The organism is Prauserella marina (assembly GCF_002240355.1).
In the GTDB taxonomy this organism is placed as follows: Bacteria; Actinomycetota; Actinomycetes; order Mycobacteriales; family Pseudonocardiaceae; genus Prauserella_A; species Prauserella_A marina.
In genome coordinates this window covers 3,224,203-3,238,513 of record NZ_CP016353.1, presented here as the reverse complement: position 1 = coordinate 3,238,513, position 14,311 = coordinate 3,224,203, and the positions used below count along the sequence as shown (strand labels likewise).

14 protein-coding genes are annotated in these 14,311 nt (G+C 67.4%); 9 read left to right on the top strand and 5 right to left on the bottom strand.

Annotated elements, in window-relative coordinates:
- Nucleotide 1: 1 nt before the first annotated feature.
- Nucleotides 2-1,363 (top strand): aminotransferase class V-fold PLP-dependent enzyme, encoded by a 1,362-nt coding sequence (locus BAY61_RS15165; RefSeq protein WP_091804188.1) that lies wholly within the window; start codon nucleotides 2-4, stop codon nucleotides 1,361-1,363.
- A gap of 19 nt (nucleotides 1,364-1,382) precedes the next feature.
- On the opposite strand, the gene BAY61_RS15160 is transcribed toward BAY61_RS15165, so the two are convergent.
- On the bottom strand, nucleotides 1,383-1,964 hold the full coding sequence (locus tag BAY61_RS15160) for a TetR/AcrR family transcriptional regulator (RefSeq protein ID WP_245866125.1): 582 nt from the start codon (nucleotides 1,962-1,964) through the stop codon (nucleotides 1,383-1,385).
- 73 nt (nucleotides 1,965-2,037) lie between these two features.
- Between BAY61_RS15160 and BAY61_RS15155 the strand changes: the two genes are divergently transcribed.
- The 6 genes from BAY61_RS15155 (at nucleotide 2,038) to BAY61_RS15130 (ending at nucleotide 10,028) form a co-directional block, all read left to right on the top strand.
- Complete coding sequence (locus tag BAY61_RS15155) at nucleotides 2,038-3,792, top strand: ABC transporter ATP-binding protein (protein ID WP_091804182.1); 1,755 nt, start codon at nucleotides 2,038-2,040, stop codon at nucleotides 3,790-3,792.
- A gap of 150 nt (nucleotides 3,793-3,942) precedes the next feature.
- Complete coding sequence (locus tag BAY61_RS15150; protein ID WP_091804179.1) at nucleotides 3,943-4,515, top strand: HD domain-containing protein; 573 nt, start codon at nucleotides 3,943-3,945, stop codon at nucleotides 4,513-4,515.
- A 95-nt stretch (nucleotides 4,516-4,610) separates the two neighbouring features.
- Nucleotides 4,611-5,435, top strand: coding sequence for an ArsR/SmtB family transcription factor (locus BAY61_RS15145; RefSeq protein ID WP_091804176.1), 825 nt, complete (start codon nucleotides 4,611-4,613; stop codon nucleotides 5,433-5,435).
- A gap of 30 nt (nucleotides 5,436-5,465) precedes the next feature.
- Complete coding sequence (locus BAY61_RS15140; protein ID WP_091804174.1) at nucleotides 5,466-6,149, top strand: IclR family transcriptional regulator; 684 nt, start codon at nucleotides 5,466-5,468, stop codon at nucleotides 6,147-6,149.
- Nucleotides 6,150-6,340: 191 nt separating this feature from the next.
- Complete coding sequence (locus BAY61_RS15135) at nucleotides 6,341-8,656, top strand: cytochrome P450/oxidoreductase (RefSeq protein ID WP_091804171.1); 2,316 nt, start codon at nucleotides 6,341-6,343, stop codon at nucleotides 8,654-8,656.
- Nucleotides 8,657-8,693: 37 nt separating this feature from the next.
- On the top strand, nucleotides 8,694-10,028 hold the full coding sequence (locus BAY61_RS15130) for an MFS transporter (RefSeq protein WP_091804168.1): 1,335 nt from the start codon (nucleotides 8,694-8,696) through the stop codon (nucleotides 10,026-10,028).
- A 94-nt stretch (nucleotides 10,029-10,122) separates the two neighbouring features.
- Here BAY61_RS15130 and BAY61_RS15125 read toward each other — a convergent pair whose 3' ends face one another.
- Nucleotides 10,123-10,506 (bottom strand): SdpI family protein, encoded by a 384-nt coding sequence (locus BAY61_RS15125; RefSeq protein ID WP_110057698.1) that lies wholly within the window; start codon nucleotides 10,504-10,506, stop codon nucleotides 10,123-10,125.
- A 266-nt stretch (nucleotides 10,507-10,772) separates the two neighbouring features.
- Between BAY61_RS15125 and BAY61_RS15120 the strand changes: the two genes are divergently transcribed.
- Complete coding sequence (locus tag BAY61_RS15120; RefSeq protein WP_143021373.1) at nucleotides 10,773-10,973, top strand: hypothetical protein; 201 nt, start codon at nucleotides 10,773-10,775, stop codon at nucleotides 10,971-10,973.
- On the opposite strand, the gene BAY61_RS15115 is transcribed toward BAY61_RS15120, so the two are convergent.
- The 3 genes from BAY61_RS15115 to BAY61_RS15105 all read right to left on the bottom strand — a co-directional run bounded on the left by BAY61_RS15115 (nucleotide 10,963) and on the right by BAY61_RS15105 (nucleotide 12,718).
- Entirely contained in the window at nucleotides 10,963-11,367 is a 405-nt protein-coding gene (locus BAY61_RS15115) for a VOC family protein (RefSeq protein WP_091804162.1), read from the bottom strand. The genes BAY61_RS15120 and BAY61_RS15115 overlap by 11 nt on opposite strands.
- 151 nt (nucleotides 11,368-11,518) lie before the next feature.
- Entirely contained in the window at nucleotides 11,519-12,130 is a 612-nt protein-coding gene (locus BAY61_RS15110) for a hypothetical protein (RefSeq protein WP_143021372.1), read from the bottom strand.
- A 51-nt stretch (nucleotides 12,131-12,181) separates the two neighbouring features.
- Nucleotides 12,182-12,718, bottom strand: a complete 537-nt coding sequence (locus BAY61_RS15105; protein ID WP_091804156.1) for a TetR/AcrR family transcriptional regulator — start codon at nucleotides 12,716-12,718, stop codon at nucleotides 12,182-12,184.
- A gap of 87 nt (nucleotides 12,719-12,805) precedes the next feature.
- Here BAY61_RS15105 and BAY61_RS15100 point away from each other — a divergent pair, with 87 nt between their 5' ends.
- Nucleotides 12,806-14,302 carry an MFS transporter gene (locus BAY61_RS15100; protein WP_091804153.1) on the top strand — a complete coding sequence of 499 codons (1,497 nt, stop codon included), beginning with the start codon at nucleotides 12,806-12,808 and terminating at the stop codon, nucleotides 14,300-14,302.
- Nucleotides 14,303-14,311: the final 9 nt, after the last annotated feature.

Genomic DNA, 14,311 nt, shown 5'->3' with positions numbered 1-14,311 from the left:
GATGACCAGCACTCTGAATCCCATCGCCGACGACACGATCGCCAACCCGATCGCGACGGTGCCGGAGACGGCGGGAGCCGAGCTCACCGTCCCGCTGGTCACCGGAGAATCCGTGGGATACGCCAACTTCGACCACGCGGCGAGCGCTCCCTGTTTGAGTTCGGTCCGCCGCGCGGTCGACGAGTTCCTGCCGTGGTACGCCAGCGTGCACAGGGGTGCCGGTTTCGCGTCCCAGGTGTCGACCACCATCTACGAGCGCGCACGGCAAGCGGTCCACACCTTCGTCGGCGGCCGTTCCTGTGACTCCGTCGTCTTCACGCGCAACACGACGGATTCGCTGAACCTGCTGGCCCGCGCGGTACCGAGGGGAACAGCGGTCGTGCTGTTCGACACCGAGCACCACGCCGCGCTGCTGCCGTGGCGCGGTCACCACGTTCGCCGCCTTCCCGCCCCGCGCACCAGGAGCGAAGCGGTCACCGCCGTCGCGAAGGCGCTCGCCGAATGCCCGGAGGGCCCCCGGCTCGTGGTGGCGGCAGGTGCCTCGAACGTCACCGGTGAACTACTGCCCGTCGCCGAACTGACCGAGGTCGCCCACGAGGCCGGCGCGCGGATCGTCGTGGACGCCGCGCAACTGGCTCCCCACCGCAGGGTTTCCCTGCGGGAACTCGGCGCTGACTACGTGGCCCTTTCGGGACACAAGCTCTACGCCCCGTTCGGCGCCGGCGCCCTGGTGGGAAGGTCCGACTGGCTTCGAGCCGCGGAGCCCTACCTCGCTGGCGGTGGTGCCAGCAAACTCGTTCAGGGTAAGGAAACCGGTGTCGAGGTCGTCTGGAACACCGGCGCCGAGCGGCACGAAGCGGGCTCCCCCAACACCGTCGGCGTGTACGCGCTTGGCGTTGCCTGCACGGAACTGGCCACGCAATGGCAGCAGATCGAGGACCACGAGACGGCGCTGCTCGACCGGCTCACCTCAGGTCTCGCCGAGGTCGCGGGCCTGCGCGTGCTGAGGCTGTTCGCCGGGGACGGCCAGAACGACCAGGTCGGCACGATCAGCTTCGTCATCGACGGATTCCAGCCGAACTGGGTGGCCGCCGTGCTGTCGGCCGAGTACGGCATCGGCGTGCGCGACGGCGCGTTCTGCGCGCACATCGCCACGAGGAGGCTCATCGGCGACGCGGGTGGTTCCGGGCAGCAGGCGCTGCGCGTGAGCCTCGGCCTCGGCTCGAAGGAGGAGCACGTCGAGCGGCTGCTGCGGGCGCTGCACGACATCACCCAGGGTCGTACTTGCTGGGACTACACCATTCGCGACGGCCGCTGGGCGCCGACGCCGGACCCCCGCCCGTTGCCCACTTTCCTGTCCTGATCGGACCGTCGACGGCGTTTCAGGCTCCGCCCAGTCCCGTCGCGTTGCGCAGCGTGCGCAGGCACAGACGCAGCGCCTGCTGCCTCGGTACACCGTTCTCCCTCGTGTGTGTCCAGGCCGCGTACAGCACGGACCACAGCACCTGGACGAGCCAGTCCGCGTCGAGTTCCGGGTCGCCTCCTTCGACACGGATCCGGTCGAGCAACCGCGCGGTGGCCTGATCGGCCTCGGTCTCGGTCTCCCAGTCGGGGCTGTTGGTCAACCCGGGGTCGTTGAAAGCCAGCATCAGCAGATCGCCGAGGTCGAACAGTTCCAGCGCCAGCCGCTCCAGTGCCTCGGCCGCGGTGCCCTCGTCGACCTTCGCCCTCTCGGTCGCCACGGCGACCTTGCCGAGCGCTTCGGCGCCGATCGCGGTGAGCAGGTCGGAGCGCTCGGGGAAGTACCGGTGCATCGTCGTTCGCCCGACCCCCGCCTCGGCGGCGATCTCGCCGAGGCTCGCGGTGGAATCCTTGGACAGCACGGAAACGGCGGCGTCGAGGATCGCCTTCCTCGTCCTGGCCCGGGCACCTGTCTCCGCGACGGCATCGCGCTGCTGGATCACCGGACGACCGTAGCACGTGACCCGTTTTGAAACTCGATGGACAAAAATGGAACATTGATGTTCCATAACGGTCATGAGTGCTCCAACCTATCGTTCCCGTGCCGCCGTCCTCTGGTCGTTCGCGAGACCGCACCGCCGGACCCTGGTACTCGGGCTGCTGCTCGCCCTGCTCGGCTCCGCCATGGGGCTGGCGACCCCGATGGTGACCAAGTGGGTACTCGACTCGCTCGGCGCGGACGGCTCACTGAGCGGTCCGATCGTCGCCCTGCTCTTCCTGCTCGTCGTCGGCGCGGCCGTCGGACTGTGGCAATGGATCCTGCTCGGCTCACTCGGCGAGCGGTTGGTGCTCGAAGCACGGGAATCCATGGTCCGCAGGACGTTCAGGGCCACCGTGGCGGCTGTCACGGGAAGGCCGACCGGAGAGTTCGTCGCCAGGGTCACCTCCGACACGGTTCTGCTACGGGAAGCGGCCTCCTCCAGCGTCGTCAGCCTCATCAACGGCTCGATCATGCTCGTGGGCAGTTTGGTCCTGATGGGCGTGCTCGACCTCGTCCTGCTCGCGACGACGGTCGGAGCGCTGGTCGTGGTCTCCGTGTTATTCGGCGTGCTCATGCCCGGAATCGCCAAGGCACAGGAACGCTCACAGGAACACCTCGGCAAGCTCGGCGGCACGCTGGAGGTCGCGCTGAGGGCCATCCGCACGGTCAAGGTCAGCAGGGCCGAACGCAGGCAGTCCGAGCACATCCTCGGCGACGCCCGCGCCGCGGCCGAGCACAGCATCCACGCCGTCCGCAGGGAAGCGGTGAGCTGGACCATCGCCTGGTCCGGACTTCAGCTCGCGATCATCCTCATCCTCGGAGTCGGCGCGTGGCGGGTGAGCGAGGGCCAGCTGGAGGTCTCGGCACTCATCGCGTTCCTGCTCTACGCCTTCGGCCTCATGGACCCGATCACCGAACTGAGCACCAACGTGACCGCGTTGCAGTCGGGCCTCGCCGCCGCGGGCCGCATCAAGGACGTGCAGTCCCTCGACGTGGAGCACGATCCCGTCCCCGACACGGTGGCTGTTCCCGATCCCAGCGCGCCGGTGCTGGAGCTGACCGGGGTCAGCGCCGTCTACGCACCAGGGGCCGAACCCGCGGTGAAGAACATCGACCTCGCGATTCCGCGGGTCGGGCACACGGCCATCGTCGGTCCCTCCGGCGCGGGAAAGACGACGTTGTTCTCCCTCATCCTGCGTTTCCTCGAACCGCAGAGCGGTGAACTGCGGCTCGCGGGACGGCCCTACCGGGATTACCGCCACTCCGAAGTCAGGAAGCGGATTGCCTACGTCGAACAGGAAACCCCCACGGTCGGCGGCACGATCAGGGACAACCTGCTCCTCACCCATCCCGACGCCACGGAGCGGGAATTGTTCGCCGCGCTCGCCGAAGTGCGGCTCGACGACAAGATCGCCTCGCTGGAAGACGGGCTCGACACTCCGCTGACCAACACCTCGCTGTCCGGCGGGCAGCGGCAGCGCATCGCGCTGGCCAGAGCCATTCTGCGCACGCCCGACGTGCTCCTGCTCGACGAGGCCACCGCGCAGGTCGACGGGCTGACCGAGGCCGCGATCCACGAGTGCATCGTCCGCAGGGCGGAGACCGGGGCCGTCGTGACGATCGCGCACCGGCTGTCCACGGTGATCGACGCCGACCGCATCATCGTGCTCGACGAGGCCGAGATCCGGGCGAGCGGCACCCACGAGGAACTCCTCGCGAGTGACGAGCTGTACGCGAGGCTCGTCGAGGCGCTGCGGCTCGGCGGCACCATGGCCGCCCGGCCCGGCTGAGATCACCGGGGACCCGATCATCCACAGTAGAGCGCGAACACCGTGGTGGCGGGCCGGAATGTCTCGTTCATCCCGGCCCGCCACCACGTTTTCCCGGCAAAGTTCTCACCTGAGGAGACAGCGAAGGCCGGCACAATTTAGCCTGATCCCATGACCTCAACGGGGCCGGTGAGCACCTGGGCACGGCAGCTCGCCAATCGTTATCTCGCAGAGGAACTCCCCCGCCGCTTCGCGCACGTACGTGGCGTGGGGCGACGCGCGGATCAGATCGCGGGCATACTCCCCGCCGAGGAACAGGATCTGCTCGTCGGGGCGGCGTGGCTGCACGACATCGGCTATGCCACACCGCTGGCCGATACCGGATTCCACCAGCTCGACGGCGCCAGATTCCTGGCAGCCGAAGGACTTCCCAGCCGGGTGTGCGCCCTCGTCGCCCACCACGCCGGCGCGGCGGCCGTCGCCCGGCTGTGCGGGTTCGCCGACCAGTTGTCTGCCTTCGAGGACGAGCACACGCCGCTACGAGACGCGCTGTGGTACTGCGACATGACCACCAGTCCCGAAGGAGAGCCGGTGTCCTTCCCCGACCGGATCGCCGAGATCAGACGGCGACGCGGGCCCGACGATCCCGTCGTGCTGGCACTGGCCGTCAACGGCGACGAGCGGGCCGCTGCCGTGCGCCGCACCGAGCTGCTGCTGGGACAGAGCAGCCGGACCGCGAGCTGACCAGGCACCGACAGCCCGAGTTTGACATGCAGCCGGTTGACTGCTTATCGTTTTGGCAGCCAACCGGCTGCGTATTCGAGGTGGCGACCGTATCCATGGACGAGGTCTTCAAGGCACTGGCCGATCCGAGCAGGAGGCAACTGCTCGACAGCCTCAACACCCGCAACGGGCAGAGCCTGCGCGAACTGTGCGCGGGGCTCGACATGGCACGGCAGTCGGTGAGCAAGCACCTCACCCTGCTGATCAAGGCCAACCTCGTGACGACGACCCGCAGAGGCAGGGAGACCCTGCATTTCCTCAACGCCGAACCGATCAACGCCATCGGCGACCGCTGGATCAGCCGCTACGACAGGCAGCGGGTTCGCGCGCTCGCCGACCTCAAGACCGCACTGGAGGAACAATCCGTGACCGGCACCGAATTCGTCTATACCACCTACATCAGGACCACTCCGGAGAAGTTGTGGCAGGCGCTCACCGATCCCGCGTTCACCAGCAGGTACTGGGGTGTGGAGTTCGAGACCGACTGGAAACCGGGATCACCGATGACCTGGCTCGAACAGGGCCTGCGCACCGAGGATCCGGCACAGGTCGTCCTCGACTACCAGCCATACCGGCGCCTCGCCTACACCTGGCACACCTTCACCCCGGAGTTCGCGGGCAAGCACGGCTTCGACGACGCATTCCTCGCCGAGGTGACCGCCGAACGCCGGTCCACCGTGACGTTCGACATCGAACCGCGGGGCGAGGTGGTCAAGCTGACCGTCGTGCACGGCGGCTTCGATCCCGGCAGCACCGTACTGGCCACCGTCAGCAACGGCTGGCCTTCGCTCGTGTCCGGCCTCAAAACCCTGCTGGAGACCGGCGAGCCGCTTCCGGAACCGGAACCCGCCGCGACCGGCGACGGCGAACGCACCCAGTAAGGTCGATGCCACACCGGCCGAGAGGAACGCATGAGCACGTTGCAGACGCTCGACAGGGGCTTGCGCGCGCTCGACGTGATTTCCAGGGCACAGGGCGGAATCACGGTCGCGGAGCTCGCCGGTGAACTGAACATTCACCGCGCGATCTGCTACCGGATCGTCGCGACACTGGAGGAGCATCTCCTCATCACCCGCGCCGATGACGGCAGGCTGCGGCTCGCCGTGGGTGTCGCGGTGCTGGCTTCTCGGTTCGAGCCGGAGTTCGCCGCCGACGCGAAGCCGCTATTGCACGGTCTCGCCAACGAAACCCACGCGACCGCCTTCGTCTCCGCCGCCGACGGCGGCGACTGCGTCGCCATTCTGGTGGCCGAACCGGAGGGCACGGTACTGACCGTCGGCTACAAGGTGGGCAGCAGGCATCCGCTGACCCAGGGCGCGGCCGGCATCGCCATACTGGCGAACAGGCCGGAAAGCTCTCGTGATCCCGAGGCGGTCAAGCAGGCCCGCGAGGCTGGTTACAGCCTGACGAAGGGCGAACTCGAACGCGGGGCCGTCGGCATCGCGGCCGGAATCCGGCTGCCGGCGCCAGTGCGCGCGTCAGGGCTCGTCGAGCGCTGTGTCGGCGTCGTGGCCATCGAAGGACTCGACACCGGCTCGGCCGCCGAAGCCGTCATGCGCACGGCCCGCCAGTTCGAAAGCCTGCTCTCGGCCTGATTTCCCGGCTCACCGGCCGTTCCCTCGCTTCGTCGCGCTTCACCGTTTTCCGCTTCTCGCGCCCGCTCACCGCACACGACTCTTGACGGCGTCCCGGCCGCCACTTAGCCTCTCCATGTTCGATTACCGAGACACAGTGTTCGTTATTAGTAACTGTGCAGGTCAAAGTTGATCACGGAGGCTGCGGAAGTATGAGCACAGGGTCGTGCCCCGTCGACCACTCGGCCATGACGGCGACCGGCGGTTGCCCGGTATCCCCGCGAGCCGCCGCGTTCGACCCGTTCGGCGACGCCTATCAGGCCGATCCACCGGCGTCGGTGCGCTGGGCGCGGGACGAGGAACCCGTCTTCTACAGCCCCGAGATCGGCTACTGGGTGGTGACCCGCTACGCCGACGTCAAGGCCGTGTTCAGGGACAACATTCTGTTCTCCCCGTCCATCGCGCTGGAGAAGATCACCCCGGTCTCCGACGAGGCCACCGCGACGCTCGCCAAATACGACTACGCCATGAACCGCACGCTCGTGAACGAGGACGAGCCCGCGCACATGCCGCGCAGGCGGGCGCTCATGGATCCGTTCACACCGGAACGCCTCGCCGCGCACGAACCCATGGTGCGCGGGCTCGCCCGCGAGTACGTCGACAGGTTCGTCGACGCCGGCAGGGTCGACCTCGTCGACGACATGCTGTGGGAGGTTCCGCTCACCGTCGCGCTGCACTTCCTCGGCGTCCCGGAGGAGGACATGGCGACACTGCGCGAATACTCGATCGCGCACACCGTGAACACCTGGGGACGGCCCTCCCCTGAGGAGCAGGTCGCGGTTGCCGAGGCGGTGGGCAAGTTCTGGCGGTTCGCGGGAACCGTCGTGGACAAGCTCCGCAAGGACCCCTCAGGTCCTGGCTGGATGCCGTTCAGCATCAGGGCCCAGCGGGAGATGCCGGACGTCATCACCGATTCCTACCTGCATTCGATCATGATGGCCGGGATCGTCGCCGCCCACGAGACAACGGCCAACGCCGCGGCCAACGCGATCAAACTGTTGCTGGAGAACAGAAGTGTCTGGGAGGAGATCTGCGCGAATCCCAGCCTCATCCCGAACGCCGTCGAGGAATGCCTGCGACATTCCGGTTCCGTCGCGGCATGGCGTCGGCTGGTCACCGCCGACACCACCATCGGTGGCGTGCCCATCCCCCGTGGCGCGAAGCTGCTCATCGTCAACTCCTCCGCCAACCACGACGAACGGCACTTCGACAACCCCGACGAATTCGACATCCGCCGCGAGAACGCCGCCGAGCACCTGACTTTCGGCTACGGCAGCCACCAGTGCATGGGCAAGAACCTGGCCAGGATGGAACTCCAGGTGTTCCTCGAAGAACTGACCAGCAGGCTCCCCCACCTCGAACTGGTGCCGGACCAGGAATTCACCTACCTGCCCAACACGTCGTTCCGTGGTCCGGACCACCTGTGGGTTCAGTGGGATCCCGGGGCCAATCCCGAGCGTACCGATCCGGGAGTCCTGGCCAAGGCGCAACCGATGCGGATCGGTGAACCGTCCACACGGGCCATCAGCAGAACCGTCCGCGTCGAGTCGATCAGGGCCGCCGCGTCCGGTGTGCTGACGCTGACGCTGACCGACGCGCAAGGGAGACCGCTTCCTTCGTGGTCCCCCGGCTCCCACATCGACATCGAGGTCGGCGGGCTGTCCAGGCAGTACTCGCTGTGCGGCGACCCAGCCGAGACCGGCAGATACCGGATCGCCGTCCTCGACGAGCCGGACGGAAGGGGCGGGTCTCGCTACATCCACGAACGGCTGCGCGAAGGCGACACGCTGACCATGCGGGGCCCGCGCAACCATTTCCGGCTCGCCCTGACCGCCGCCCGCTACGTGCTCGTCGCGGGCGGCATCGGCATCACCCCCATCATCGCGATGGCCGATGCCCTCAAGGCCGAGGGAGCCGACTACGAACTGCATTACTGCGGAAGAAACGCCGCCGCGACCGCGTTTCTCGGCAGGCTCCGCGACGATCACGGTGAGCACCTGCGCGTCTACCTCGGGTCCGATGGCGACCGGCTCGATGTCGCGGCTCTGCTCGCCGAGCCCGCCGCGGGTACTCAGGTCTACGGCTGTGGTCCCGATCGTTTGCTGTCGGCGCTCGCCGAGGCCACCCGGCACTGGCCGGAGGACGCGCTGCGGGTCGAGCATTTCAGCGGCACCCGCGCGGAGCTGGATCCGGCCGTGGAGCACGGTTTCTCCGTCGAACTCGCCGATTCGGACCTGACCGTCGAGGTCGCCCCCGACCAGACCGTGCTCTCCGCGCTGCGCGCCGCGGGCATCGACATCCAGAGCGACTGCGAGGAAGGTCTCTGCGGTTCCTGCGAGGCAACCGTGATCTCCGGCGACGTCGATCACCGCGATCTGGTGCTGACCAAGGCGGAACGGTCGGCGAACACGCTGATGATGACCTGCTGCTCCCGCGCGACCGGCGGCACACTCACCCTCGGTCTCTGATTTACCGGCCATCTTTATTTCTGGAAAGGCACCGACAATGACGTCACCGGTGGATCGGGCTGTGTCGGCCGACGACAGCTCGACCAACAAGACCAGCTTCCGGCGCGTACTCGCCGGAAGCATGGCTGGAGCCGTACTCGAATGGTACGACTTCGCGATCTACGGCATTCTCGCCGCGACGGTTCTTGGCCCGCTGTTCTTCCCCGGTGACAGCGGAATCGTCAAGCTGCTCCTCGCGCTGGCGACCCAGGGGCTCGGCTTCATCGCCCGCCCGCTCGGCGGCATCGTGTTCGGTCACCTCGGTGACAAGCTGGGCCGCAAACCCATGCTGGTCATCACCTTCCTCCTGCTCGGTGTCTCCACGGCCATGATCGGCCTGCTGCCGACCTACGAGCAGATCGGCATCTGGGCAACACTCATGCTCGTCGTGCTCCGCATGGTGCAGGGCTTCGCGCTCGGCGGGGAGTTCGGCGCGGCGGTGCTCATGGTCAGCGAGTACGGCGAGCCGAAACGGCGTGGCTTCTGGGCAGCATGGCCGCAGGCCGGTGCGCCGCTTGGCACCGTGCTGGCCACCGCCGTCGTCAGCGCGATCGCGTTCGTCTTCCCCGGCGACGCTTTCGACGAATGGGCATGGCGCATCGCCTTCCTCGTCGCCATCCCGCTGCTCGTCGTCGGCTTCTGGATCCGGCGCAGCGTCGAGGAATCGCCGGTGTTCAAGGCGGCGCAGGCCAACGCGGAAGAACGCTCGGCCACCACCGAACGCTCCAGCGTGCTGCAAGCGCTGTCCCGGCCGCGCGCGGTGTTGCACGGGCTCGGAATGCGGCTCGGTGAGAACATCGCGTTCTACATCTACACCGTGTTCGTCATCGCCTACGCGGCAACGTATTTCGACTACGACCGAGGCGACGTGATCATGGCGGTGACGTTCGGGTCGCTTGCCCAGTTCATCGGGATGATCGGCGGAGGACACTGGTCCGACCGCGTCGGGCGCAAGATCGCCATGCTCGTGCCTTCGGCGGTCCTCGTGGTGTGGGCACCCGCGTTCTTCTGGCTCGTGCAGTCGGAAAGCCTGCCGATGCTGTGGATCGGCGTGTGCGTCGGTGCCTTCTTCCACGGCATGCTCGCCGGCTCGGAGGCCGCCTGGATCACCGAGCTGTTCCCGACCCGCTACCGCTACGCCGGTGCCTCGCTCGTGTTCCAGGGTTCGTCGATCATCGCCGGTGCCCCGGCTCCGCTCATCGCGGTGTGGCTCATCGACTCGTTCGGCGTCGCCACGGTCGTCGGCTATCTGGTGATCACCATGGCGGTGACGGTCATCGCGGTGGCGACGAGCAAGGAGACCAAGGGCGTCGATCTCGACGCCGTCGCGTAGCCGGACCCCGGCCCGCTCACCCGCCCACACGGCGCCGTGAGCGGGCCGGGTTCGTCCGGTCACCGTCCGCTGACACGGAACTCGCGGGTGAGTCTCAGGTCTCTCCCGCGTCGTGAGCCCGGAGCGCCGCCTCCCGCGCCACACCCGTTGCCTTCCACATACCGGCGACGAGTACACACGCCCAGCACGCCATCACCATGAGGTAGAGCACCGGGATACCTGCCACCGGCACCGTGCAGGCCCCGGTGACAGCGCTCGCGATCGCCGTCCGCCGCACAAGACTCGCCGCCGCCCGGTTACCCGCGACCCAGGCCGCGTCCGAGCGCATCGTCGCCTTGATCCGCAGTCCGACAGTGTGGTTTCTGGGCAGGTTTCCCGACGCCATGGCGCTGGCGAGGGGAACACAACACAACGACACCATCACGAGCATCGCCGCGACGCCCCACGCCGTGCCCCAGCCCGGCCCCTCCTCAGGCATGTCCTGTCCCGCTCCCCCGCAATACCGTCAGTTCCGCCACCGGGCAGGCGGCACGGTCCACCATTCCGGCCACGGGCACGCACCGTATCAATACGCCGACAACGGACAAAGCGGCGTTTACCTTCGGCTAACCGTTCGCCGACCGGCAGGCAACTCTCGCGGTCGTAGTGGTGCCGGTACAGGCTCCGCCAAGAGGGCGCGGAGCGAGGAAGGTTCCGGAGGTGGACCGTGAACCTGACCGTCCAGCACGCGGGCGCGGTGCCGCGATGACGGAACCGGGCGATGCTTCGCTGCTCCAGGGCTGGTTGCCGTGGGTCATCCGGATCGCGGCGGTGAGCACCCTCCTCGTCGTCATCGCGCATCTCGGCGACCCGAACGCGGAACTCGACCGCATCAACGCAGAACTCGGCGCCCCGTCCGGGACTGCTGACGTACGCGCCCGGCACGCGGACTCGGTTACTGGGTGATGTTGACCATCCACCCGATGCCGAACCGGTCGGTGCAGGCACCGAATTCGTCGCCCCACATTTGCTTCTCCAGCGGAACCGTCACCGTGCCGTCTTTGGACAGTTTGTCCCAGTAGGAGCGCAATTCCGCGGCGTCGTCACCGGACAAACTCACCGAAATGTTCGTTCCCGGATTGTATTCCATTCCCGGCGGCGTATCCGAAGCCATGAGCGCGAATCCACTGCTGGTCTCCAGCATCGCGTGCATGACTTTGTCGGCACCTTCGGATCCGGCCATACCGGACTCACCGAACGTATTCAGGGCAAGATCGCCACCGAAAACGTCCCGGTAGAATTCCATCGCTTGCTTTGCCGTGCCGTCAAAGCTGATGTACGGGTTGAGACGAGAAGCCATCAGGTACTCCTTCGGACGTGAGGAACAAAATCCTCGCAGAACCCTCATGGCCGGGCAACGGGATCACTCGTCCGCGAATGGTCCCGCTTTTCAACCCGCGGAACGACGAAGACAACGCGCGACGAGTACCACCCGGCCAGACATCGGGTTCTCAGCCGGTCTCCAGCGTCCTGAGAACGGCGACGAGCGCGTCCGTGTCAATGGCGTCCTTCACTCCTCGTACGACCAGCGCCGGGTAGTCGCCGTCGACCGGATCGTCGAGCGTCACGATCGCGACCGGCTCCTGCCAGTCCGAACAGGAATTGGTGCATTCGAAATACTCCTGGGTGAACACCTCGGCCTCACCGATTCCGGTCTTCACCCGCTGCACGTCGACCGGTTGTGGCACATCCGAAAGGGAACGATAGTACCCGTGGTGACCATTTCCCACCCGGTCCGTCTTCCTCTCGCATTCCGGAGGGAACGCCTCCACGACCAGGTCGCCGCCCGCGAACTCGTAGCCGACGCCCGGACAGTCGGCCGAGGGCCAGCCCGACTCGTGAACACCGGTCAGCGGGGCACCGGCAACGACCGTGAAGGCGACGTGGTCACCCGAGATCCGCACCGGCCGCTCCTCCGAAGCCGAAGCCGACGTCCGCGCGGGCTCCGGCTCCGCCCCGCCCTTCGACGCGCAGGCGGACAGCGCGAACGCGGCGATCACCCCCAGTGCGCAGCTCAGCGCTCCCCGCCGTTGCGTCCATGCCGTCCGTGTCGTCCTGTTCACGCCGCTACGACGGGGCCGCGCCCTTCCTCGTTCCGCGCCGGAACCTCGGGATCAGGTGTTCTCGGCGAGCCCGATTCTGCGGAACAACGCCGCCGGATCGTCGAGCAGCGGGGCCGCTCGCTCGCCCATGGTCGCCCGCAGATACAGGCCGTCGCCGATGAGCGCCAGTATCTCCGCCGTCAGCGGATCGTCCACTTCGTCCCGCAGTGCTTGCTCCCACTTACGGGTAACATCGGCCATGGCCTTCGCCACTCTCTGCTCACTACCCAGCATGCGCAGCGCCGCGACGGACGCCTTGTGCGCGGGATTGTCCATGCTGGCGTCAGTCACCGACGTGGTGAGGTAGTAGCGAACAAGCCCCTCTGGGGCGACTCTCGCCGCTTCGATGTCGGTCGCGCTGAGCCGGTCCAGCCGGTCGAGCAGGCCGTCGAGCAGGGCGTCCTTGGAACCGAAGTGGTAGAGCAGGCCACCTTTGGAGACCTCCGCTCTCGCCGCGACGGCATCGAGGGTCACCCCGCCGGGGCCGCTGTCGAGCAGTACGTCCTGGTACGCGTCCAGGATCTGTTCACGTGCTGAAGGACGAGCCATCGTTTGACTGTACCGTCTGGACGGTTTAGTTTCGAGAGCGGTGCTTACTGTACCGTCCGGACTGTTTAGTAACGAGGAGAGTGTGTCGTGGTCAAGGCGGGTCGCCGGGAATGGCTCGCGCTGGCAGTACTGGTGCTGCCAGTACTGCTCATCAGCGTCGACATGACCGTGCTCGGTTTCGCGCTGCCCTATCTGAGTGAGGACCTCGGCCCCACCGGGGCGGAGCAGCTGTGGATCGTCGACATTTATTCGTTCGTGCTCGCCGGCCTGCTCGTGCTCATGGGCACGCTCGGTGACCGCGTCGGCCGCAGGAAACTGCTCCTTGCCGGTGCCGTTGCCTTCGGTATCGCCTCGGTGTTCGCCGCTTTCGCGCCCAACGCGACCCTGCTCATCGTGGCGAGGGCACTGCTCGGCGTCGGAGGGGCGACGCTCATGCCCTCGACCCTTTCGCTCATCAGGGGCATGTTCCTCGACCCAGCCCAGCGCAGGATCGCGATCGCCGTGTGGGGCTCCGGATTCTCCGGTGGCATGGCGCTCGGCCCGGTACTCGGCGGCTGGCTGCTCGAACACTTCTGGTGGGGTTCGGTGTTCCTCATCAACGTTCCGGTGATGGTGCTGCTGCTCGTCGTCGGCCCCTTCCTGCTGCCGGAGGCACGCGACCCCAACCCGGGCCGGTTCGATCCGCTCTCGGCCGTGCTCTCGCTCGCCGCCGTCTTGCCGGTCGTCTACGGGATCAAACGCTTCGCCGAGTACGGCGTCGAACCGATCGCCGCCGTGAGCGCGCTGGCCGGTCTCGCGATCGGTGTCGTGTTCGTTCGCAGGCAGCGGCGGCTCAAGGACCCGATGCTCGACCTGGACCTGTTCAAGCACAGGGCGTTCAGCGCGTCGGTACTGACCAACATGCTGGGCGTCTTCGCGATGGTGGGCTTGCTTTTCCTTGTCCCGCAGTATCTTCAGCTCGTGCTCGGGCTGCGGCCGATGACGGCGGCGTTGTGGCTGCTGCCCACCACCGTCGCCGGTGTCGCCGGTTCGCTCGCGGCGGCGAAGCTGGCCCGCCGGTTCCCCGTGCGCTGGCTGATCGGCGCGGGCCTGCTCATCGCGGCCGCCGGTTTCACGACGCTGATCGGGGTCGGTGTCGACAGTGGACTCGCGTTGCTCGTCACCGGCATGGCGCTGGTCGGTTTCGGTGTGCCGCTCTCGGAGACGCTGACCAACGACCTGATCATCACCACGGCGCCACCCGAGCGCGCAGGCGCGGCTTCGGCGATCTCCGAGACCGGTTTCGAACTCGGCGGTGCTCTCGGCACCGCGGTGCTCGGCAGCATCGCCACGGCCGTGTACCGCTCGGGGATTCCGGCCGACGCCGCGGCACCTGCGCACGAAACCCTCGGTGGCGCCGTCGCGACGGCGGCGAACCTGCCCCCCTCGGAAGGTGAGGCACTGCTGGACGTGGCACGGGCGTCGTTCGTCAACGGTGTCCAGATCAGTGCCATCGTCGGCGCGATCCTGCTCGCCTACACCGGCGTTCAGGCGTTTCTGCTGCTGCGCCAGCGGCAGCCGGCGCAGACCGTGCCCTCCGCCTGACCTCGCCCC

What these genes read in the sequence shown, in the direction of transcription:
- BAY61_RS15165 (WP_091804188.1), top strand. Translation starts at nt 2, where the DNA reads ATGACCAGCACTCTGAATCCCATCGCCGACGACACGATCGCCAACCCG.
- BAY61_RS15155 (WP_091804182.1), top strand. Translation starts at nt 2,038, where the DNA reads ATGAGTGCTCCAACCTATCGTTCCCGTGCCGCCGTCCTCTGGTCGTTC.
- BAY61_RS15150 (WP_091804179.1), top strand. Translation starts at nt 3,943, where the DNA reads ATGACCTCAACGGGGCCGGTGAGCACCTGGGCACGGCAGCTCGCCAAT.
- BAY61_RS15145 (WP_091804176.1), top strand. Translation starts at nt 4,611, where the DNA reads ATGGACGAGGTCTTCAAGGCACTGGCCGATCCGAGCAGGAGGCAACTG.
- BAY61_RS15140 (WP_091804174.1), top strand. Translation starts at nt 5,466, where the DNA reads ATGAGCACGTTGCAGACGCTCGACAGGGGCTTGCGCGCGCTCGACGTG.
- BAY61_RS15135 (WP_091804171.1), top strand. Translation starts at nt 6,341, where the DNA reads ATGAGCACAGGGTCGTGCCCCGTCGACCACTCGGCCATGACGGCGACC.
- BAY61_RS15130 (WP_091804168.1), top strand. Translation starts at nt 8,694, where the DNA reads ATGACGTCACCGGTGGATCGGGCTGTGTCGGCCGACGACAGCTCGACC.
- BAY61_RS15125 (WP_110057698.1), bottom strand. Translation starts at nt 10,506, where the DNA reads ATGCCTGAGGAGGGGCCGGGCTGGGGCACGGCGTGGGGCGTCGCGGCG.
- BAY61_RS15120 (WP_143021373.1), top strand. Translation starts at nt 10,773, where the DNA reads ATGACGGAACCGGGCGATGCTTCGCTGCTCCAGGGCTGGTTGCCGTGG.
- BAY61_RS15115 (WP_091804162.1), bottom strand. Translation starts at nt 11,367, where the DNA reads ATGGCTTCTCGTCTCAACCCGTACATCAGCTTTGACGGCACGGCAAAG.
- BAY61_RS15105 (WP_091804156.1), bottom strand. Translation starts at nt 12,718, where the DNA reads ATGGCTCGTCCTTCAGCACGTGAACAGATCCTGGACGCGTACCAGGAC.